The 21,685-nt window shown below is 52.0% G+C and carries 15 protein-coding genes; 7 read left to right on the top strand and 8 right to left on the bottom strand.

The features are described from left to right. Window positions 1–110: 110 nt before the first annotated feature. A complete protein-coding gene (locus tag LC084_RS01075) occupies window positions 111–2,183 on the bottom strand; it encodes a DUF4034 domain-containing protein (protein WP_226568591.1) in 2,073 nt (690 codons plus the stop codon). A 541-nt stretch (window positions 2,184–2,724) separates the two neighbouring features. Between LC084_RS01075 and LC084_RS01070 the strand changes: the two genes are divergently transcribed. The 3 genes from LC084_RS01070 to acuI all read left to right on the top strand — a co-directional run bounded on the left by LC084_RS01070 (window position 2,725) and on the right by acuI (window position 5,850). Beyond that, window positions 2,725–3,921 carry an MFS transporter gene (locus LC084_RS01070; RefSeq protein ID WP_226568590.1) on the top strand — a complete coding sequence of 399 codons (1,197 nt, stop codon included), beginning with the start codon at window positions 2,725–2,727 and terminating at the stop codon, window positions 3,919–3,921. Window positions 3,922–4,218: 297 nt separating this feature from the next. After that, window positions 4,219–4,839 carry an acrylate utilization transcriptional regulator AcuR gene (gene acuR / locus LC084_RS01065; RefSeq protein WP_226568588.1) on the top strand — a complete coding sequence of 207 codons (621 nt, stop codon included), beginning with the start codon at window positions 4,219–4,221 and terminating at the stop codon, window positions 4,837–4,839. 21 nt (window positions 4,840–4,860) lie between these two features. After that, window positions 4,861–5,850, top strand: a complete 990-nt coding sequence (gene acuI / locus LC084_RS01060) for an acrylyl-CoA reductase (NADPH) (protein WP_226568586.1) — start codon at window positions 4,861–4,863, stop codon at window positions 5,848–5,850. Window positions 5,851–5,884: 34 nt separating this feature from the next. Here acuI and dhaR read toward each other — a convergent pair whose 3' ends face one another. Next, the gene (dhaR, locus tag LC084_RS01055) at window positions 5,885–7,798 is read right to left on the bottom strand and encodes a dihydroxyacetone kinase operon transcriptional regulator DhaR (protein WP_226568584.1); all 1,914 of its coding nucleotides are present in this window, start codon (window positions 7,796–7,798) and stop codon (window positions 5,885–5,887) included. Window positions 7,799–8,023: 225 nt separating this feature from the next. After that, window positions 8,024–9,121: a glycerol dehydrogenase gene (locus tag LC084_RS01050; RefSeq protein ID WP_226568582.1), complete on the bottom strand. Its 1,098-nt coding sequence runs from the start codon at window positions 9,119–9,121 to the stop codon at window positions 8,024–8,026. Between the two features lie 606 nt (window positions 9,122–9,727). Here LC084_RS01050 and dhaK point away from each other — a divergent pair. Genes dhaK through dhaM form a run of 3 tightly spaced genes read left to right on the top strand, consistent with a single transcriptional unit; the run spans window position 9,728 to window position 12,884 of the window. Next, entirely contained in the window at window positions 9,728–10,798 is a 1,071-nt protein-coding gene (gene dhaK, locus LC084_RS01045) for a dihydroxyacetone kinase subunit DhaK (protein WP_226568581.1), read from the top strand. A gap of 2 nt (window positions 10,799–10,800) precedes the next feature. Further along, entirely contained in the window at window positions 10,801–11,445 is a 645-nt protein-coding gene (gene dhaL, locus LC084_RS01040; RefSeq protein WP_226568580.1) for a dihydroxyacetone kinase subunit DhaL, read from the top strand. Between the two features lie 5 nt (window positions 11,446–11,450). After that, window positions 11,451–12,884 (top strand): dihydroxyacetone kinase phosphoryl donor subunit DhaM, encoded by a 1,434-nt coding sequence (dhaM, locus tag LC084_RS01035; protein ID WP_226568579.1) that lies wholly within the window; start codon window positions 11,451–11,453, stop codon window positions 12,882–12,884. Here dhaM and LC084_RS01030 read toward each other — a convergent pair whose 3' ends face one another. The 4 genes from LC084_RS01030 to LC084_RS01015 form a co-directional block, all read right to left on the bottom strand. Further along, window positions 12,885–14,699, bottom strand: a complete 1,815-nt coding sequence (locus LC084_RS01030) for a diguanylate cyclase domain-containing protein (protein WP_226568578.1) — start codon at window positions 14,697–14,699, stop codon at window positions 12,885–12,887. It abuts the gene before it with no gap. A gap of 454 nt (window positions 14,700–15,153) precedes the next feature. Further along, a complete protein-coding gene (locus tag LC084_RS01025) occupies window positions 15,154–16,326 on the bottom strand; it encodes an ATP-binding protein (protein ID WP_226568577.1) in 1,173 nt (390 codons plus the stop codon). A gap of 505 nt (window positions 16,327–16,831) precedes the next feature. Next, window positions 16,832–17,986 (bottom strand): mandelate racemase family protein, encoded by a 1,155-nt coding sequence (locus LC084_RS01020; RefSeq protein WP_226568576.1) that lies wholly within the window; start codon window positions 17,984–17,986, stop codon window positions 16,832–16,834. A gap of 387 nt (window positions 17,987–18,373) precedes the next feature. Next, window positions 18,374–19,585: a pyridoxal phosphate-dependent aminotransferase gene (locus LC084_RS01015; RefSeq protein ID WP_226568575.1), complete on the bottom strand. Its 1,212-nt coding sequence runs from the start codon at window positions 19,583–19,585 to the stop codon at window positions 18,374–18,376. A 77-nt stretch (window positions 19,586–19,662) separates the two neighbouring features. On the opposite strand from LC084_RS01015, the gene LC084_RS01010 reads away from it, so the two are divergent. Next, complete coding sequence (locus LC084_RS01010) at window positions 19,663–20,778, top strand: glutamine amidotransferase-related protein (protein ID WP_226568573.1); 1,116 nt, start codon at window positions 19,663–19,665, stop codon at window positions 20,776–20,778. Here the strand turns inward: LC084_RS01010 and LC084_RS01005 are convergent. Further along, on the bottom strand, window positions 20,765–21,685 hold the full coding sequence (locus LC084_RS01005) for a dihydrodipicolinate synthase family protein (protein WP_319004387.1): 921 nt from the start codon (window positions 21,683–21,685) through the stop codon (window positions 20,765–20,767). The genes LC084_RS01010 and LC084_RS01005 overlap by 14 nt on opposite strands.

Below are 21,685 nucleotides of genomic sequence, written 5' to 3'. Positions count from 1 at the left end.
TTTTTACTGCACTTACAGCTTGCGGGGCAAAGGAGTATCCCGCCCCGCAACGGTTCTCCAGCACCAGGCATAACGCACCACCACGACGGCCACAAACACGCCAAGTACAATCATGCTAATACCTCCACAACACTTGCTTCAAAGCCCAGTTGCCGAATAAGCCGAATCTGCCATTCAGGGACACTTTTCTGGTGCATCTTCACCCGGCGCCTGTACAGCATATATAACGGGTAACGGGAAACAACATCATCACGAAATTGCAGATAACGCGGCGATAAACTCCATAACCAGGCACGCTGTATCCAGAAATCGACCAGCCACAAATTTTTCGCCATACCTCGGCCATGCAAGGCGCAAAACGCAAACAAATAGGCAATGTAAGCCCGGTAATCGCCACTGATATTCCCTGACAGCAAAATTGCCGGGCAGTGTTGTTCCAACCCCTGCTGCACTTTCTCCGGAGAATCGGACAGTGCCAATGCACAGGCATAGTCATATCTGGCAAGCGCATGCCCGGCATGTTGAGACTGGTATAACAACTTCTCTCTTGCCAGCACCAACCGGGTTATCTCGCTGGGCTTAGATGTACGCCCAATCAGCCTTTCAAGTAACCGGCTGTGCAGAAACCGGGCGTGTGCATCGCCTTGCTCTCCTGCCTGGATAAATACGTATTGTGCCTGCAACAGGTTTTCAGGCAGCGCCATGGCAGACAGTGCCTGTGGATTAGCGCCTGACTGAACATCTGCCAGAAACAGTGCGGCCTGGCGTCCTCCCTGCTGCGCTGCCTGCAACAGCACTCCACCCAGCGCCTGGCCGTAACCGAGTGCAACCAAATTGTTGCAAGCCTGCCATAATTGCCCAGCAGCCGCTTGCTGTATACGCGACTGCAGAGTAAGTAACTGGCTGGCTGGCAGCGCCTGTTTCAGTCCTGCAACTCCCCGCTGTGTCGCAGACAGTAGTGTCAACAAGGCATCAAACACAGAACTGCCACGGGCGCGAGTCAATGCGACAACGCTTACTAACACCTGTTTTATCTCCGCCTCTGGAGCAAGTTTATTCTCCAGTAACAACGCCAACAGCGAAAAGACTTGGTCGCTGTGCATCAACCAAAAACAAGGGGCATCTATCTTAACAAGGGCTGTAACGCACTGAACAATCTGCCCGGCAAACCAGGGGGTTAGCCGCCACGATCGCCCTTGTCTGTTAAGAAGAAAATGCTGGCAAAAACGGGCATAAGCCTGATACCCACAGGCCTGCGCTTCTGGGTGTAAAGGGAGAGCTAACAACCGGCGGAAATGCGCATCCAGGCGGCGAATACGGTACGTTTTTCCAGGCAAAGGCCACAGCACAGGGTTATTTATCTTGTCATAAATTTTCATACGCCAAAGCTGGTTACGCTCTGGCAACCCCAGGCTCTGGCAATGTTCACTACTCAGAAAATGGTTCACAGCCTGGTAACGTGAATCACCATAATACAGGGGTGACAATAACTGCACCCACTGCTCGCGTACGGCAATATTTGTAGGGTCGTATTCCAAAGTGCGGTTAAACCAGTACAGTGCCGGGAAACGTGTTTCCGAATAAGTCGGTAGTCGCAACGCCAGAGAAACAGGGCCTTTATCGAGAGGTAATGCGCCAAACTGCCGGGCGAAAGCCAGCGCGTCATCACAAAACTGATGCACCGAAAATACCACCGGCCATAAGCCATTTTTCGCCCCACCGGGTGTACCTAAATAGCCAGCTGCATTCATCAACAGCATAAAAACTTTGGCACAATAACTACCGGAGGCTATCGCCTGTATTGCCCATGCAAAACCCGCAGCATTTGCGATAACCACCCGTGGAACAGGTTGCCCTCCCGGCGTAGCAGTTGCGCCTGTCAGGCGCGTTTCATGGGCAATAGCAAACCAACTTTCGGCCAACAGTAAACAAGGTGTTGCATCTTCCGGGCAGGCAAAATGCCACGCCAGCAACTGAGCATGTACGGGCTCACGAGCAGGCATATACTGTGGAAACAAAAAATCCAACGAACATATCAATGCCAGCCTGCCAGCGGGTAAACAGGAATGTTTAGCTTGCCGTATAGAGTTAAAAATCAGGCTAAGCGCCTGGTATTTTTTTTCTTTTAGCAAGCCATGCAGGTGGTACTGCAATTCATACAATTCATCCAGAGATGAATACATCCACACGCCCCATTAATTCGTAAACAAAAAACAAAATTAGCCAGTCGCAGAGAAGCTTCTCTGAAACCGGCGAAGATAAACATCAAATTAGCCTAAGCTTGTACCAGGCATTGGCTTAAGTCAATTTACCAGGTTTAGTTGGTTTTAGTATAACATATTGAAATAAAAGGAATTAAATCAGTAAATATTTAAGAATTTTCCTACATTCCGTTTATTTTCAATAATAAAAAACTCACCACTATAAAATAAGCGTACATTTAAAACATCGCTTTAATTACTAACAAAACACATTATGTATAACTATATAAACTGCACAGGTAACTCCTCATGCTTAAATTAGTTAACTGCCGAAATCATTTATATCGCGATTATCTCCTCACTGATTAATATTTTTCACGCGCCAGGCCTCGCCAGAAGAGAGAGAAAAGCTCTCTTACATTTTTTTTGGTATAAATCGCAGGGAGAAGTACGGGTACACACTGGTAACAGACCTGGCTAATCAGTTACATTTGTCATACCAATTTGTTGTCTGGGATATGTCATGTCAGCCCCATTAACTGGTGCCAAACTGAATTTGCGCATTATTTCTATTGTTGTTTTTACCTGCATTTGCTACTTCTCTATAGGGCTACCGCTGGCCGTTTTACCCGGTTTTGTGCATTACGATTTAGGTTACAGCACACTGCTGGCAGGCATTGTTATCAGCATTCAGTACATTTCAACCCTGTTCAGCCGCCCACACGCTGGGCGTTACACCGATACCTGGGGCCCAAAGAAGGTTGTTTCCCTGGGGATCATTTGTTGTGGATTAAGTGGGTTGTCCACCCTGGTTGCTTCGTTTCTCACCCATTCACCTGCACTGGCCATTGCAGCATTACTGGTTGGCCGCCTGTTTCTTGGCGTGGGAGAGAGCTTCACAGCCACCGGCGCAACGTTATGGGGTATTAAAACAGTAGGTTCCATTCATACCTCGCGGGTTATCTCCTGGAATGGCGTGGCAACCTATGTCGCCATGGCATCCGGCGCACCACTTGGGGTGATACTGAACCAGTACTTCGGGCTGGCTGGCTTTTCAGTGCTCATTATTGCTATCGCCGCCGTAGGGCTGGCTTTTGCTCGTGGCAAAGCCGATGTAAAAGTGGTTGCAGGTAAACGCGCGCCCTTTCATAAAGTTGTCGCCCGCGTGTTCCCGTTTGGGATGGGGCTTGGTCTGGGCACCATTGGTTTTGGGGTTATCGCCACATTTATTACCCTCTATTTTGCCCAACAACAGTGGCAAGGCGCGGCGTTCACCCTCTCTTTGTTCAGCATTGGGTTTATTTGTGTGCGCCTGATTCTGAGCAATACAATTATTCGCTTTGGTGGTACACGAGTTTCACTGGCCTGTTTTATTGTTGAGTGCCTGGGGTTATTGCTTATCTGGCTCGCACCAAACGCCTGGCTTGCCGGAGCGGGCGCATTTATGGCGGGATTTGGTTTCTCACTGGTGTTCCCGGCGCTGGGTGTTGAAGCTGTTAACCGCGTGGAAGAGCAAAATCAGGGTTCCGCTCTGGGGGTATTTTCTGCCTTTCTCGACCTGGCGCTGGGGATCACCGGGCCAGTTGCCGGGTGGATAAGCGGCTTGTGGGGAATGAGGTCAATCTACCTGTGTGCGGCCATCATGGTAATGGCCGGATGGGGGCTAATGTTATGGGTTAACACCCGCTCCCCTTCGAGCCACAAAACACCCACACCGTAAAGCCGTTACTCTGTTATCAATACCACACTCTGGCTTTCCGGGGTGTGGTGGTCGCAATGGTATACCTGCCAGTCTACTTTCCCCTGACGGAGAGAAAATACTGCCGTTGCCAGGTATTCTCTTCATATAGATACTTCCCGTTTCCACAGTGCCAAAAATAGCTGACTGACACTCACTTCAACACGCATTTTCAATCCAGAAAGGATGGACAAATCTTAAACCCATTATTTTATTGTGCCATTATTCTTGTATTTTATAGACGACCAGTCTAAATTAAGCGCCATGAACATGCCCACTATGCAAAAACGCCGTGGCCGCCCGCCAAAAGAAGGGCGCAGCCGCGAAGAAACCCAACAAGCCCTGCTCAGAGCCGGGACAGAAGCGATGACCAGTAACGGCTTTACCGCATCTGGCCTGGACCAAATCCTGAAGTCAGTTGGTGTACCTAAGGGTTCGTTTTACTACTACTTTTCCAGCAAAGAGGCCTGGGGAATGGCGGTGCTTGAGTGGTACGACGCATTCTTTCGCCGCATGCTGGAAAAACACCTGAATAACACGGCTCGCCCTCCTCTCAGCCGCCTGGCGGATTTTGTCGACCAGGCCTGTGCTGGCATGGCGAAATACCAGTTCACCCGGGGCTGCCTGGTTGGCAACCTCGGGCAAGAAGGCCCTTTACTCTCTGCCGATTTTTGTGCCCGGCTGGAGGCTGTGCTGCAAGGCTGGCAGTCCATGGTGGAACAAACACTCAAAGCTGCGTGCGATAACGGCACACTCGCGCCTACAGCAAACTGTGCGCAACTGGCCGCCTTTTTCTGGATTGGCTGGGAAGGCGCGGTTTTGCGCGCCCGCCTGACACGCAGTGAAGACCCAATGCGGTTATTCCTCGCAGGCTTCCTTGCTGGTCTTCCCCGAATTTAATACAAGCTAACAGGAGTTTTTATGAGTCAGTTTAATGCACTGCTGGTAGAAAAAGATGACGCGGGCTACCGCTGCACCACCCAACGCCTTGATGAAAGCCAGTTGCCTGATGAAAACGTCGCAATTGATGTTGAATACAGCACACTGAACTTCAAAGACGGGCTGGCAATTACCGGGAAAAGCCCGGTGGTACGCACCTTCCCACTGGTTCCAGGTATTGACCTGGCGGGGACTGTGACACACAGTGCCCACCCGCGCTTTAAAGCTGGCGACAAAGTGGTGCTGAATGGCTGGAGTGTTGGCGAACAATACTGGGGTGGTTTGGCGCAAAAGGCCCGGATTAATGGCGATTTCCTGGTGCCACTGCCAACAGGTATCACGCCTTTCCAGGCAATGGCGATTGGCACTGCGGGTTATACTGCTATGTTGTGTGTGATGGCACTGCTGCGCCATGGCATTAAACCGCAGGATGGTGAAATTCTGGTTACCGGCGCGAATGGCGGTGTTGGCAGTGTAGCAGTCGCTCTGTTGGCAAAACTGGGCTACAACGTGGTGGCATCCACTGGCCGCCCGGAACTGGCTGATGGCCTGAAAGCGCTGGGGGCCAGCACGATTATTGACCGCGATACCCTCAGCCAACCCGGCCGCCCGTTAGGGAAAGAACGCTGGGCTGGTGTGGTTGACTCTGTTGGCAGCCACACACTGGCAAACGCCTGTGCTACCACCAAAGCGGATGGCGCAGTGGCAGCCTGTGGCCTGGCGCAAGGTATGGATTTCCCGTCAACTGTTGCGCCGTTTATCCTGCGTGGCGTGAGCCTGCTGGGTATTAACAGTGTTACCCGCCCTTACGAAGAACGCACTGAAGCCTGGTCCCGCCTGGCTGAAACACTGGACTTCTCCTTGCTGGAAGGGATCACCCGCACCATTAGCCTGGAAGAAGCCATTCCAGCCGCCAGCGACTTGCTGGCCGGGAAAATCCGTGGCCGCCTGGTGGTGGATGTAAACCGCTAATCGCTCTGCCCCGCTGGTTTCCTGCTGGCGGGGTTTATCGCTCCCGAAATTGCCGGGCATCAATATGGTATTGCTTCATTTTTCGCCACAACGTGGTGCGGCCAATATTAAGCAAACGAGACATCTCCTGCACTCGCCCCTGAGTCACTCTGGCGGCATGGACTATGGCATCCCGTTCTATTGCCGGGAAAGATAAGCCCGAAGACATCGCAGGCCAGGCTGTTTCCCCGGATGCGGAAATACTCAACAAATAATCGGGTAAATGGCTGAGCCGAATTCGCCCATTATCACTACGCATGGCCATATTCTCGACCACCGTATTCAGCTCAAAATCATTTCCCGGCCAGGTATAGTTTGCCAGTTGATCCAGCACTTCACTTTCAATGCTGTAACGGGTTGCGAAGGGTTTTTCCAGTTGAGCCAGCTTATGGCGAACCAGGTCCTGAATACTGGCTTTACGCTGGCGCAATGGTGGAATATGAATTTCAAAAGCGTGGAAGGCGTAATACAACTGGCGGCTGAACTGGTTTTGCGACACCCGGTCTTCCAGGTTCTGCCCTGTCGCGGCCACAATTTTGACATCCACCGGGATCATACGCTGCGATCCCTGGCGCGTGACCATACTTTGCTTGATAACCTGCAGCAGTGCCGACTGTATTTCTCCCGGTAAAAATTCAATGTTATCCAAAAAAAGCGTTCCACCATGAGCCAGCTCAGGCTTGCTTAACTGGCCGTTTTGCTCATCTGTTGGGCCGGTGCCCAGGAAATCAGCCACAGCGTTCGGGTCGGCAAAACGCTGGCAGTTAATGGCAATATATGGCCCACCCGCCTGGCGGGTTTCATTGTGAATTGCCTCACTGAGATTTGTTTTCCCCACACCTTCTTCACCGGTCAGTAAAACGGGAAAATTGCCTTTTGCCGCCTGGCGCCCAAAGTGTACCAGACGCCTTGAGTCAGCATCCTGCTGAGGCATCTGCTCGAAGGTGTGGCTGGCCCGCCCTATCTGGCTGGTCATTAACTGGCGCATCTGTTCTGGCGGATGCAGCAACAGAATAAAACTGTCGCCCTGAGCATCATGGATGGGCTTGAGTGTTACCACCAGGTCAATAAACTGGTGCTGGCTCTCAAACGTAACTTCAACATGATTGAGCCGCTGGCGCTTGCGAATACCTCTGCGCAGCAACGCAGGTAAGGTAACCAATTCCTGTAATGGCCGCCCCTGGCTCAGTTGTGCCGGTAGCAGCAATAATTCGGCAGCCTGCGGGTTCAGAAACTGCACAACCCCTTGTGAATCCCAGGCCAGCACGCCGTCATTCATACTTTCCAGCAAACCATACAACTGGTTTAAATGTCGGTTGGATTCTGCCAGCAGGCTGTCGGTCAGCAATGAATTGCCCACTTCACGAGCAATCGCCAGGGTCAAAGGCAAATCACCGGGGCAAGAGTCTGTGCTGCGGCATACCAACGCCACTGATCCCGCCAGGCGCCCATGGTTATCAAATACCGGCGTGGCGCAAAAACACCAGGGGAACAACGCTTGTTTAAAGTGCGCGCCGCCTGCGGTTTTCACCGGCTGGCCCAGTTGGGCGGCAAGGGATAGCGCGCAACTGCCAATAATGCTTTCCGAACAATAGCACCCAGAGCTGAACCCAAGTTCAGCCAGTGCGGATAACGTCTCTGGATGGCCACAGCTTTCCAGCAAACACGCGGATTCGTCCAACACCAATAGCGCGCAGTGACGCTGGTCCATAAATTCAAGGGCATCTTCCAGCGCCGCCTGAGCAATGGTTATCAGGGCAGCTTTACGCTGGCAAATAGAGCGAAATGTTACGCCCAATGCCCGGTGGGGTTGGCGCCAGGTTTCCCGGTGCATAATAGCGGCACAGCGGTGCCAGGACTCATGGATATAAGGCGGATATTCTGGCGAGGACGTTACGATATCTGGCATGCAGGGATCCGGTAACAGTAGAGGGACAAGATAATTCGAATGACAGCGAGCCAAACGCCCAGAGACTTTCACTAACCGGGATCAATCAGTGTAGCCCGCACACCTGCAATTCGAAGAGTGAAGAATATCAGGCCATTATTATCCGTACCTGACAAAAAAAGGGGGCGAGACGGATCATGTTTTTTGTTAATCCCCCGCCAGTCTCCGCCTGGCGAGGGAATTATCTTATTTCGCCAGCCACTGCTGGCCGAGTAAATCTGCGGTCAGAATGGCACCGTAAACCTGCTCAGGGGTAACCGGGAAGGGCATGTTATGGATTGTTTCACCTTCAGCACAACTGGCTTTTGCCACTGCCATAATGCTGTTTTGCACATCGGACGTGACACCCATTTCAGCCAAAGTAACCGGCAGGCCGACCCGGTGGCAGAAGCCCAGCACCGTTTCCAACTCTTCCATGGGGCTGTTTTGCAACACCAGTTGAGCAAGCGTACCAAATGCCACTTTTTCGCCATGATACAAATGGTGGCAGGATTCAAGCACAGTAAAGCCATTATGGATGGCGTGGGCCGCCGCCAGCCCGCTACTTTCAAAGCCGATGCCGCTCAGGTAAGTATTGGCTTCAATAATCCGCTCCAGCGCCGTGGTCACAACACCCGCCTGAGCGGCAAGGCGCGCTTTTTCCCCCTCAGCCAGTAGCGTGTCATAGCACAAACGTGCAAGGCTGAGTGCCGCAGCGGTAGATTGCCCACCCGCCATGCTCACTGCATGGGCGTCATAGCAGGCTTTAGCTTCAAACCAGGTGGACAGCGCATCCCCCATCCCCGCAACCAGCAACCGCACCGGTGCTTTTGCAATAATAGCGGTGTCCATTACCACCATATCCGGGTTTTTCGGGTAGATAAGGTATTCTTCAAATTCGCCCTGATCGGTATAAATCACGGATAACGCACTGGTTGGTGCGTCGGTAGAAGCAATCGTTGGCACAACGATAACCGGCAAATGCAAGTAATAACCCATTGCTTTTGCGGTATCGAGCGTTTTCCCCCCGCCAACGCCAATTACCCCTTTCGAGCCTTGTGCTTTCATCAGCGCTATCAGGCGGTTAATTTCATTGTGGCTGCATTCGCCGCCAAAACGCTCAGCATGGCATTGGATATCGTTACGGTGCAGACCATCTATCACTTTTTCCCCGGCCAGTTTCATTACCAGGTCATCGGCAATAACGAAGAAACTGTCTGCAAGGTTTTTGGCATATTCGCCAAACAGTGCTGCTGCATCCGGGCCTTGCAAATATTTAGAAGGTGACTGAATTACATTGAGCATTGGTGTTATCCTCCACAACCAGGTTGTTTTCCTGCCCGCATTACCGCTAAAGCCGGGTTACGATTACACTTCTGCGCTCCAGCATCATTTGGGCTAAATCCTTGTCACTATTTAATGCACTGATGTCATTCTGGCCTTTGCTATCGAATAAAAAATAAAAATATTAATGTTCCATTTTGGAACGTATTAATAAATACAGCGTTTCAATCAGAAACAGATATTCATAAAACCAGAGGAAAGTGCGATCCAGGCAGCACCCAAAATAGCAAGCCTGCCCTCTTCATGGGATTCTGGCTAACCCCCTGGAGCCAAAAACCATAAGATGCAGACACACCAAATTAATAACACCCAGACTCACCCGTAATAACGCATTTATTCCGCGCATAATAAAATGAGTAATAAATTAATTTATTTGATGCCCGTCTCAGTTTTTCCTCTATTGCCAAAAATACGTTTCATAATGGAACATTTATTTATTTTTACGTTCCATTATGAAACACCAATATTTACTTTTTTATTTCACAAAAGGCCAGGCAAGAATAACGTTGCGAACATTGATACAGACTCTCTGTAAACCAGCCAGCCCTGAATGGAGCATCGAACAAAATGAAAAAGCTAATTAATGATGTTGAAACTGTGCTAACGGAACAACTTGCCGGTCTGGTAAAAGCACACCCCACACTGCATCTTCACCCGGACCCGTTGTATGTCACCCGGGCAGATGCGCCGGTGAGTGGCAAAGTGGCGCTATTGTCTGGCGGCGGAAGCGGCCATGAACCAATGCATTGTGGCTATGTTGGCGAAGGAATGTTGAGCGGTGCCTGCCCAGGCGAGATTTTCACCTCCCCTACGCCCGATAAAATTTTTGAGTGTGCCCAGGCCATAGATGGCGGCGCAGGCGTGCTGATGATAATCAAAAACTACACCGGCGATATTCTCAATTTTGAAACCGCGGCAGAATTACTGCACGACAGTGGTGTGCAAGTCGCAACGGTGATAGTCGATGATGACGTGGCAGTAAAAGACAGCCTGTATACCGCTGGGCGCCGCGGCGTGGCAAACACGGTGTTAATTGAAAAGCTGCTGGGCGCGGCCGCACAGCGTGGGGATTCATTGAGCCAGTGCGCTCAACTAGGCTGGCAAATTAATAACCAGGGGCATTCAATTGGTATTGCCCTCAGTGCCTGTACCGTGCCAGCAGCCGGAACCCCGTCATTTACCCTGAATGAACATGAAATGGAGTTCGGTGTGGGTATTCATGGTGAGCCGGGAATTGACCGCCGCCCTTTCACAAACCTTAACGATACTGTCGATGCCATGTTTGCCACACTTCTGGAAAATGGCACATGGCAACGCACACTGCGCCAGTGGGATTGCAAGCAAGGTGAGTGGCAGGAACACACTGAACAAAAACAGGCACTGCAACAAGGTGACCGTGTTATTGCCCTGGTCAACAACCTTGGCGCAACGCCACTTTCTGAATTGTATGGTGTCTACGACCGGCTGGCACATTGCTGCCAACAGGCAGGGCTGACGATTGAACGCAATCTGGTGGGGTCTTACTGCACATCGCTGGATATGTCCGGCATCTCTATCACTTTACTGAAAGTGGATGATACGCTGTTGTCATTATGGGATGCACCAGTCAATACACCCGCGCTGAGATGGGGAGAATAATCATGAGCCAGTCATTAAGCCGTGAACAAATCGTCAACTGGTTAACCTTATGTACCGACGTTTTCACCCGTGAAAGTGATTTTCTGACCGGTCTGGACAGAGAAATTGGTGATGCTGACCACGGGCTGAATATGCACCGTGGGTTTAATAAAGTGGCAGAAAAACTGCCTGCCGTGGCAGATAAAGATATCGGTTTTATTTTAAAAAATACCGGCATGACGTTGCTTTCAAGTGTGGGTGGCGCCAGCGGCCCACTGTTCGGCACCTTTTTTATGCGTGCAGCTCAACCTGCACAGGCGCACCAGGCTTTAACACTGGAAGAACTGACCCAGGTTATTCAGGAAGGTGCCGCAGGAGTGGCAAGCCGCGGCAAGGCCGAGCCGGGCGATAAAACCATGTGCGATGTCTGGGGGCCGGTGGTAGAAAGCTTACGCCAGTCCAGCCTGCAACAAGCATCCCTGAACGATGCACTTACCGCAGCCAGCCGTTGCGCCGAAGAGGCGGCGCACAGCACCATCACTATGCAGGCGCGTAAAGGGCGAGCCAGCTATCTGGGTGAGCGCAGTATCGGCCATCAGGACCCAGGGGCGACCTCAGTAATGTTTATGGTGCAGGCGCTGGCACAAGCGGCACAGGCACAGGAGTAATAAATATGGTTAATCTGGTTATCGTTTCACACAGTGCCGCTTTGGGTGAGGGCGTGTGTACGTTGTCGCAACAAATGTTGCAGGGGAAAACGAACTGCCGGATAGCTGTTGCCGCCGGGTTGGATGACCCGGATTTTCCCATCGGCACCGACCCGGTAAAAGTCATGGACGCTATCACAAGCGTTGCCGATGCTGAGCATATTCTGGTGTTGATGGATATGGGCAGCGCCTTGCTCAGCGCAGAAACAGCGCTGGAACTGCTTGACCCGGAGGTTGCAGCAAAAGTGACGCTCTGTGCCGCACCGCTAGTGGAAGGCGCGCTGGCAGCCGCCAGTATTGCCGCGACAGGTGCCAGTATCGACCGGGTAAAAGCCGAAGCAGAAAATGCACTGCAGGCAAAACGTGTTCAGTTAGGGGTAGAAGACAGCGCCCCATTGCCACCACCGGTTACCCTGGCGCAAGCACCGGGAGAGAGCGCCATGACAGCAAGTTGGGTAGTCACCAACCCTCACGGGCTACATGTGCGCCCGGCCGCGCATCTGGTTGCGGCGCTGAGTGGGTTTAATGCCGCGCTGTCTCTGGAAAAAGAGGGCAAATGCATCTCGCCAATTACACTCAACCAAATCGCCCTGCTCCAGGTACGCTGTGGCGATACATTGCGGTTGATTGCACAAGGGCAGGATGCCGCTGCGGCCATTGAGGCGTTTTTGGCTCTGGCACATAACCAGTTTGGTGAAGGGGAAGCCACGAACAGTACCGCCAATGAATTACCGGCAAAAATTACCGGGGCCGTTCACTGGCTGGCACAGGAAAACACCCCTTTTTTGCCCGATTCTTTGGCCCGGTCAACGGCGAAATTTCCCGCACTGGAACAGGCTATCAACCATACGCTGGATGACCTGCTTGCACTGGCCCACCTGGCTGAACATGATGGGCTGGCAGATATTTCCGCCATTTTCAGCGGGCAACATACACTGCTGGATGACCCGGATTTGCTGACGGAAACACGCGCGCACATGCAACAGCATCAACACAGTGCTGCGCTGGCATGGTTCCAGGTGCTATCCGGGGTAGCAGAAAGCTACCGCGAGCTGGGCGATGCCTACTTGCAGGCGCGTTATATTGATATCGAAGATATTTTGCACCGCACATTGTGCCACTTGCTCGGGATACCGCTTGCTATACCCGCGTACCCCGCAGGCAGCGTATTGTGTGCAGAAAACCTGTGGCCTTCACTGGCAATGCAGTTGCCCGCAAACGAAGTCCGAGCCATTTGCCTGCGTGCTGGCAGCCCGCAATCCCACAGTGCGATTATTGCTCATCAGCGCGGTATCGTCATGCTGACCGGGCTGGGATCCTCGCTGGATAACTGGCAAGAGGGTGAGCCCATCACCGTATTCAGTTCGGGCAAAATAGCCCGCCCTGGAGAAGAAAACTGATTACCCACTCACTTCAAGCCCATCAGGCCCAGGTGGCAATTCTGACGCCACCGCCACCTGAGCCCTGCCTGCATGTTTAGCATGATACAAGGCTTCATCTGCCCGGCTGACCAGTTGGTCCTCGCGGGCATCTTCCGGCCATGTCGACACCCCAACCGAGACCGTAACCGCACCAAAATGGTGGTAATCGGGTAACTGGTTAATCCCCGAGACCTGCTCCAGTACCTGGCATGCCAGGCTTTTTGCCGCCATGCTGTTCAGCTCAGGAAGTAAGATAAGAAACTCCTCTCCACCGTAGCGCCACAAATAGCCCCGATCCCCTACCACGCGTTTCAAGGTTGCTGCCACCTGGCGAATCACATCGTCACCCGCTTCATGGCCAAATTTATCATTGAGCAGTTTAAAGTTATCGATATCCACCATCAGGCAGCTGACTGGCTGGTTATTCTGTCTTGCCTGGCTCAGGCAGTTTTTCAGGGCATCTTCAAGGTAATAGCGGTTACGCAACCCAGTCAGGGAATCAAACAGTGCTTTTTCCTGTAAGGCTTCGCGCAATTTCTGGCTGGTCAGCGCCTGTGCCAATGTTTCCGCCACCAGGTCCATATACAGAAGCGGAAATTCAGCCGACGGGTCATTCTGGCGCAATACCATCACACCAATATTTTCCCCATGAGCAATTAAAGGCACACAAACATGGTGGCGGGCATCCTCGCCCGGTTCAGGCAAATGCAGGCAGCGCATATCCGGACCCAGCAAAGTGGCACTGTGGCGGTGACCACGACGAATCGCCCAACAAGACTGAGGTAAAAAAGGGGCTGAATCGCGGTTCATGCCTTGCCAGGCAGCAACACAGTGCATTTCTTCCGAGGCATTTTTTTGCACAAAAAGTTGCCCGCCAATCCCCGGTGCGATTTCTGGGGTAAACACACTCGCCACCCGGTAAATATCTTTGCGGTGCTCACAGGCCTGAAGGCGCTGAGCCATCGTAGCCAGCAAACGCCGCCGCGCCAGGTCTGCCTCACGCTCCTGCTCCAGTTGCTGGCGCACCAGGCCATTTTCACGAAAAATACGCAAGGCCTGCGCCATATCGCCAATTTCGTCGATTTGCCGGTAATCGGGTGGTTCAGCGGCATAGTCCTGCGCTGCCAGGCGGCTGACCACATCACTCAATTTCACAACGGGCTGTAATAATCGGCGGCGTAAGATAACCCCCAATACCAGCAAAAATAACCCCGATGTCATTACAACCATAATTTCAGACAACGTGCGTAACTGGCGCGCCGTTTTCCCGGTTTGCTGTACAACGTTTTCGGCCTCTGCGTTCACCTGGTGATAAAACGCAGTCAGTGCGGTATCTATTGCTACCAGTTGTTGCTGGTATTCACGGTTAAACAGTAAATTCACCGCCTGGTGATCGTTGCCATTATCTTTCTCAGCTATGGCCTGGTGCTGGAGTAACGTGAGAGCATCACTCTGTACCAGGCCTTTGCGCAGTGCATCCAGCGCGCTGTCAGGCAGCCCCCACACGCGGTAATGTTCCAGCCGGATTTCCAGTTTATTCTCCACAACCTGTAATTGCTGCCACGCCAGCAAATCCTGCGGGTCATGGTCAATAACATAGTCACGGGCGAGATCACTTTCCTGGTAGACGTCTTTATCCAGTTGTTCACTAAGGTCGTCCAACGCGGCCCTTTGCGCCACGGCCTGGCGCTCAGCGGTATCTGCTCTGGATGCAAGAATCAGCGCGCCCCCAGAAATTAACGTGAATGCCACAGTGATGCCGTAAGCCCAGTTAGTAATGGTGGCAATACGCACAGGGAGCCTCGTTTATGTTGGAAGGTTGATGAAAAGTGTAGTAATGACAGCCAGTAAGGCGCGAGTTACGACCAGCAAAGCATAAAACATCTCACCAACTGGAATCCAGCGCACAAAAAAACTGTTAACACCAGGCTGTAATCTCCCCATTAACTACAGACCCGAGTGTTATCGAGGCTAATGCTTTGATGGCGACAGCACTGGCGACACAAATTAAAGTCGTAAGTGAAATATCTGCTGGCACTGGAAGCTCGACACTCTCCTTTACTGAAGCTATAAAAAGCTTGTCGAATGTCTCAGGGCGTGAGACGGAAGTCACAGTTGTTCTCACAACTGTGATGAAGGTGCAACTTAAAGTTCGGTGTGTTACTTAACGGGGAGCAGGTCACACCCGTTCCTTGCATTAGGTTCAGAGTACATTCACCTCATGTCCAAGAGCATCCAAATCCATTTTTCATCGCATAACGCGATTCAGAAACTGATCAAACAAAGGTACGGTAAACGCAGTGTCACCATGAGATGGGCTCCAAATCATCCCTTTGTCTATGAGGCTTTGCCGCACTGGCCCTAATGATCTGACATTCTTATCCAATCCACTGGCAATATCACCAGAGCGGTGCGGACCAGGGCCAAGTACAGCCATCGCTTTTAGATACTCTTTCTCTTTTGGGGTTAAGCGATCAAACCGAACCATGAAGAAACTGGCATCGAGTTTGGCCATTGTTTCTGAAGTTGAGACTACAACATCTTCTTTGGTAATTGGTGAAGCTTTCGCAATATTCCAGGTATGGCTGCCCCACTCCTGAATGAAATAGGGATATCCATGAGTGTTTTCAAAAATGCAGTCAATAGCATCATCATTAATTGACTCTCTTTCCGCCTCAATCGGTTTTCTGATCGCATCAATACAGTATTCTTTATTCAGCGGACCGATATCAACAAACTCAAAAAGCCTTTCAGCGTAAGATTTAGCATCACCCATTCGTCCTCTCAACTGAGGAAGGCCTGCTGCTATAAGTGTGATTGGATATTTTTTTTGTGAGCATCTATGCAATGCGGAAATAAGAGCTGACATCTCTTTTTCCTGAATGTATTGCAGTTCATCAATAAATATTACCAGTGCCGTTTTGGCCTTTTGAGCTGCAATTCCGACCTGTTCAAGAAGTGCTGTCAGGTCTATCTCTAAATCACCATTGTCGGCTAACCCCGGCTCCGGTTCCAGATCCAAACCAACCTCAATATCGTTGTATGTGACCTTTAACTTCGAGGCAAATCCAGCAAGCGCAGTCAATCCGCGCAGAGCCAGATCTTTAACCTCCTCCATTCTGCTCAATCTCAAAAGTGCGGTTCGAATGTCCGGCGCCAGCATCGCAGGGAGTGATTTTCTTTCGGAGGCTTCGATGTTGATGGTATGAAAGCCATTTTCTTCTGCGGTAGACAAAACTGTCTGAAGTAATACCGTTTTGCCCACTCCACGCAGCCCGACGAGAATTACGCCCTGACTATTTCTGCCTATGCGTATTCTCTCCAGATTTTCAGCTATTTTAGTTTGGATTTCCCCCCTTCCTGCCAGCTCCATTGGTACTGCTCCGGCTCCCGGGGAGAAAGGATTCATTACACGGTTCATGGAATTCCTATAAAGTTTAGTTAGTTTATGAAAAAAACATAAACACAATAAACTGAATATAACTTATCGATGCTCTTTTGCAAGATATCTTGTATTGCCGTAGTTTTTATGTCTCCGACTTGAAACCAGGGTATACGAAGTTGGTGATGTAATATTTCAGGGCTCGCAGAGGGAGTAATGACCTGTTCCCTAATGTTTAATACAGAGTAGATTTAGCAACATCCGCTCCTGGCAAGAAGTTGCCCCTGATGCCTTGCCTCAACGGCAGCTAAGAGCGAACTATAGTCATTCGCACCCTGAGAATTACACTTTTAAGTGATTTGGGGTATGCGCTTACTGGTTACGAATATTGAGCGAGAATCATGCGATGATCAGTTGATCAGGAGGGGTTTTCCCCCATGCCTGACCACCGCCCAGCATGATAAGGAGCGTGAGCAGCCACGCCCCCATTCGGGAGCTGGTTTTCATGTTGTATACCGCCGTAGGGTTGAGGTTTTTTTATTTATCAGCCGTGGCTGATTGTATTGGCTTCGATATACGCAAAATTAATGTCTTCGCCCAGACCCGGTGCTGTGGGTAACTGTACGTTACCTTCGCGGTCCATGGGGTCCACCAGGCTGTTAAGCCAGGGAGCAGGCTGGTCGTAATCCAGGAACGGATGCAGCAAACCACGCTCGTACCAGCGGCAGTTTTTAATCGCACCAATCACAGCCAGGCTGGCAGCACCATTGCCATGCACTTCACAGTTCATACCAAAGGCTTCGGCCAGGTTAGCCACTTTCAGGCAAGGTGAGATACCGCCCACACCGTTCGCACCAGCACGTAAAATATCGCAGGCACCCGCTTTCACCCAGTCGGCACGGGAGTGATATTTGCCACCCAGGCTTTCCGGCCCGATAACATCAATTTGTAAGTTATCTGCCAGCCAGGCATAAGAAGACATGCTCTCTTCCTGCATGGGCTCTTCAAACCAGGCAAAACGCAGTTTTTCCAACTCCTTGCCGATATACAACGCATCGCTGCGGCTGTACCAATGGTAGCCATCCAGCATCAGCTCAATATCTGGGCCAACTGCTTCCCGCACCGCGGCACAGGCTTTCACATCCATTTTTGGGTCTGGCGCGAAGGCCACTGGCGGCATCCAGGTGTGCAATTTGATCGCTTTGTAACCCCGAGCCACCAGTTTTTCGGCAAAATCGCCATACTCTTGTGGCGTAGACAAGCCCCCGCGTAGTTCATCGCCGCACATGGTGCTGCCATAGGCGGGTACCGTATCGCGGTAGCCCCCGAGTATTTTCCAGACAGGCATATTGAGTTTGCGGCCAATTAAATCCCACAGAGCCTGTTCAACAAATGACATTGCCCGCTCAGTTAGCTGGTGCGCACTGCCGCGCTGCCACAGCACCAGTTCTTGCCACAAGCGCTCACGGTCGAACGGGTCCTGCCCCACCATGACTTTGCGGAAAAAAGCATCCAAAACATAAGGGCGGACAATTTCTGGTGGGGCAAAAGAAAAGCCCTGCGTGCCATCATCTGCGGTGATAGTCAGCATAGCCATTGTTGCCGGATGTGGGTCGCCCGGGTGCGAGTGCCCGGCACTGTCAGACACCCGTGGGCTCATCCAGCTAAAAGTTGTGGTATTGATAGATTCGATTTTCATTCCAGTTCCTCAGGATTACCGCTTGTATTATCTGCGCGTATGCCTGCGACGAAACATCCAGCCGCCGCCCATGGCATATGCGGTTAGGTCAGTCTTTATTCACCTGGCTGAAAAAATAAGTGGAAGTGTTCATCAATGAACGCTATGACTCAGTTTCATTCTGAGAAAACAAAAAATTATATTTTTGAAAAGATGTTTCAAATATGAATTCTACGTGAAAAAAAACCACCCGGCATTATGCAGACACGAAAAAAAACAACAGAGATTTGTGCATACGCCAGATGACGGGTGATATTTTTCACAAAATCGGCTACAGAAAAACCACAGTAATGAAAAAAGACTAAGCGCCGCAAACACAGCGTTTTGCGGCGAAAGGAAATGATAAAACTACGCAGTCAGGCTTTCACATGCTGCCAGCAGGCGCTGGCAGGCACTGTGCAACAGATTATCTTCTACAGCATAAGCAATGCGTAAATAACCCGGTGTGCCAAAAGCCGAACCGTGCAATACCGCAACATGCGCAGCCGACAGCAGCCACGCCGCCACGTCACTGTCGCTTTCAAGGCGATTGCCCTGAGGTGTAACACGTCCAATCAGGCCCTGGCAGTTGGCAAAAATATAAAATGCACCTTCCGGGGGCTGAGCGCTGATGCCATCAATAGCGGCCAGTGTATCCAGCACAAGTTGGCGGCGTGCGTTCAGTTTTTCCCGCCAGGCGTGGAAAAAGCTATCGGGTTGTGTCAGAGCAGCAACCGCTGCCGCCTGAGAGATTGTGCTGGGGTTAGAGGTACTTTGTGATTGCAGTACCTGCATAGCATTAATAAGCCATTGTGGCCCGGCAGCATAACCGAGCCGCCAGCCCGTCATGGCGTGGCTTTTCGACACACCATTAACGGTCAACGTGCGGTCTGCCAGGTCTGGTGCAACCTGGGCAAAAGTGGCAAACGGGGTATCGTCATAACGCAGTGGCTCATAAATATCATCAGCCAGGATCAGTACCTGGGGGTGTTCGCGTAACACATCGGCCAGGGCACGCAGTTCTTCTGCACGGTAAACCGCACCTGTCGGGTTACCAGGCGAGTTAAGCACCACCCAGCGAGTCGCGGGTGTTATGGCCTGCGCCAGTTGCTCGGGTTGCAATTTCCAGCCATGGGCTTCATCACAAGGAACTATCACCGGTTCCCCTTCCGCAAGGGCTACCATATCCGGGTAAGATACCCAATAAGGCGCAGGAATAATCACCGACTGGCCAGCATCCACCGTCGCCAGGAAAGCATTAAAAATTAATTGCTTTGCTCCGCTGCCAGCAATTATCTGCCCTGGGGTGTAATGCAGTTGGTTATCGCGGGCAAATTTATGAGCAATAGCCGCTTTCAGTTCTGCGGTACCGGCAACTGCAGTGTATTTAGTTTGGTGGTGCACAATGGCCTGAATACCTGCATAACTGATGTTGTCCGGCGTTGCGAAGTCCAGTTCACCTTCGCCAAGGTTAATCACTGTTTTCCCCTGGGCTTCCAGTTCACGCACCTGGTCAGAGATTGCCGCTGTGGGCGAGGGCCTTACCCGGCGCATCCGGCGCGCCAACGCGTTATTATTCATAAATCCTCTTTTGTATCTAATGAGTCAGTTAATACAATCGTAAGCCTGTTAATACACTTAAAAACCGGGAGCACCCCGTGACACAGACTTTTGTCGTTGATGATTCCCCGTACCCGGCACGTTTTGGTGTCGCCGCCAGCCTGTGGGCCAATGCCCAGCAACGCCCGTTATGGAGCCTACGCCCATCATTTAGCGGCGATTTCCCCGACAGCCACCAGCATGTGTGCCAGGCAGGTTACTGCGTAACCAGTGGCCTGTGGCTTAGCGATACACTCTGCGAAGAAGTCGCACAGGTATCCCAGTTGTCCAGTGCTGAGCCAAACAGCGTCATTGTGCTCAACCCAACCCACAGTGCTGCTACGGCTACGTTGCCAGGCACCCATCTGTTTACCCATCATGAGGGCGATACCCTGCAACTGCTCACCGCCGGGCGCGAGGTTGTCGCCCAGTGGCAGGCAGATTCGTGGGGCCGCTGGCAGGCTCCGGCACAACCCAGCCAGGGCACTACTCTGCACATTGGGCTGGCGGGCCGTGAAACTGACCACCGCCAGAGTTACCCGGCGATTGTTGCTGCACTGGGCGATGCCGCTGATGCCATCGGTGTGCAAGTTCAGTTGCACTTTTTCGCCCCGGCCACGCTATCTGAAAACCTTGCCGAGCTGGATGGCCTGGATGGCGTGATCCTGCCTGGTGGCTCTTCCATGGCGGCCGTTAACGGGCAAATTCGCCTGGCGGTCGCCACAAACCAACGTGCTTTGCCCACACTGGGGTTGTGCCTTGGCATGCAAAGTATGGCGACAGCCCTGGTGCGCCAAAATCCGGGGTTTGAGCAAGCAAACCTGGCCGAAGCCGCCCCTGACGCGCCTTGCCACAGTTTTGTGCGCTTTACAGACTTGCGCCACCGCTGCGGTGTGTTGCCATTTCATCCCCAGGGATTACTCAGCAATGTGATGCCGCCCAAAGACATGCACTACAACCACCGTTATGCGTTCAACCCGGCACTGCGCGCACAACTCTGTGCAGGCAACGGGCAAATCAGCGCAGAAACAGACGGGATTATTGAGGCTATCAGCCTGAGTAACCATCCGTTCTGGCACGGGGTTCAGGGCCACCCGGAACTGGCTTCACGCCCACAGGCCCCTCACCCACTGTTTTGCGCTTTTTTACAAGCCGTGCGGGTTACGCTAGCGTAACGCCACTGCGCGGGTCCTGTGCCAGGGTGTTCATCACCTCGCGCAGGGCTGCCAGCGCACTGTCAGAAATGGGTTTTAATGGCGCACGAACAGTACCGCCGTTAAAACCACGCAACGCCATCGCCGCTTTTACCAGTTGCGGCTGGCCATGCTGGCGCGCCAATGCCCGGTAGCTGTACCAAAGATTATGTAAATCGCGCGCGGTGTGGGCATCCCCTTGTTCTACCGCGCGGAAAGTCGCCAGAATAAGTTCAGGCAATGCGCCACTGTTGGTGGTGCTGATACCATCAAACCCGGCCATCATGGGGCCGTTAAATACCAGGTCTGATGCACAGAACAGGCGAACTTTGCCCCTCAGGCGGTTGGCAATTTGGTCCACAACAGTTGGGGTTAAATCCCCTTGTTTAATTCCCACCACGCCGTCGATATCCGCCAGTTTTTCCAGCTGTGCCGGAGACAGCGTAATGCCAATGCCTGGCGCGTTATAAATCAGAATACCGGTGGCTGAGAGCGGTGCCATTTCCTCGAAAAACGTGATGATCTGCGCATCGGTAATTTCGGTAACAAACGGCGGGGTTACCATGGGCAGCCCACCAAGTTCCCCGGCAAGAATCGTTAATTCACGTACAACACGCGGGTCTGAGCTGGCACTGCACAACATAACTGGCACGCGGTCACCCACAATGTCCATTACACGGGTGAACAGCTCGCGGCGCTCAGCAACCGACAAAGTAGGGAATTCGCCATAAGTCCCGCCAATCAGGATACCGTCGTAACCCAGGCCAATAACGCGCTCAATGTTTTCCTGGAGAGCGGCAAAGTCGATATCGCCTTGCGCATTAAAGGGGGTAACGGTGATGTTGAAAATGCCGCGCAGGCGCTCCCGGGTTTCATTCATATTTTTCAC

The sequence above is a fragment of the Mangrovibacter yixingensis genome (assembly GCF_020523985.1).
Classification (GTDB): Bacteria; Pseudomonadota; Gammaproteobacteria; order Enterobacterales; family Enterobacteriaceae; genus Mangrovibacter; species Mangrovibacter yixingensis.
Note: the sequence above shows the minus strand (reverse complement) of the source record. Positions and strands in the feature narration are given on the sequence as shown.

Bases quoted from the DNA above. Each gene is read 5' to 3' on its own strand.
- acuR (WP_226568588.1), top strand. From the start codon at position 4,219: ATGCAAAAACGCCGTGGCCGCCCGCCAAAAGAAGGGCGCAGCCGCGAA.
- LC084_RS01070 (WP_226568590.1), top strand. From the start codon at position 2,725: ATGTCAGCCCCATTAACTGGTGCCAAACTGAATTTGCGCATTATTTCT.
- dhaL (WP_226568580.1), top strand. From the start codon at position 10,801: ATGAGCCAGTCATTAAGCCGTGAACAAATCGTCAACTGGTTAACCTTA.
- dhaK (WP_226568581.1), top strand. From the start codon at position 9,728: ATGAAAAAGCTAATTAATGATGTTGAAACTGTGCTAACGGAACAACTT.
- dhaM (WP_226568579.1), top strand. From the start codon at position 11,451: ATGGTTAATCTGGTTATCGTTTCACACAGTGCCGCTTTGGGTGAGGGC.
- LC084_RS01075 (WP_226568591.1), bottom strand. From the start codon at position 2,183: ATGTATTCATCTCTGGATGAATTGTATGAATTGCAGTACCACCTGCAT.
- LC084_RS01050 (WP_226568582.1), bottom strand. From the start codon at position 9,121: ATGCTCAATGTAATTCAGTCACCTTCTAAATATTTGCAAGGCCCGGAT.
- LC084_RS01020 (WP_226568576.1), bottom strand. From the start codon at position 17,986: ATGAAAATCGAATCTATCAATACCACAACTTTTAGCTGGATGAGCCCA.
- acuI (WP_226568586.1), top strand. From the start codon at position 4,861: ATGAGTCAGTTTAATGCACTGCTGGTAGAAAAAGATGACGCGGGCTAC.
- dhaR (WP_226568584.1), bottom strand. From the start codon at position 7,798: ATGCCAGATATCGTAACGTCCTCGCCAGAATATCCGCCTTATATCCAT.
- LC084_RS01025 (WP_226568577.1), bottom strand. From the start codon at position 16,326: ATGAACCGTGTAATGAATCCTTTCTCCCCGGGAGCCGGAGCAGTACCA.
- LC084_RS01015 (WP_226568575.1), bottom strand. From the start codon at position 19,585: ATGAATAATAACGCGTTGGCGCGCCGGATGCGCCGGGTAAGGCCCTCG.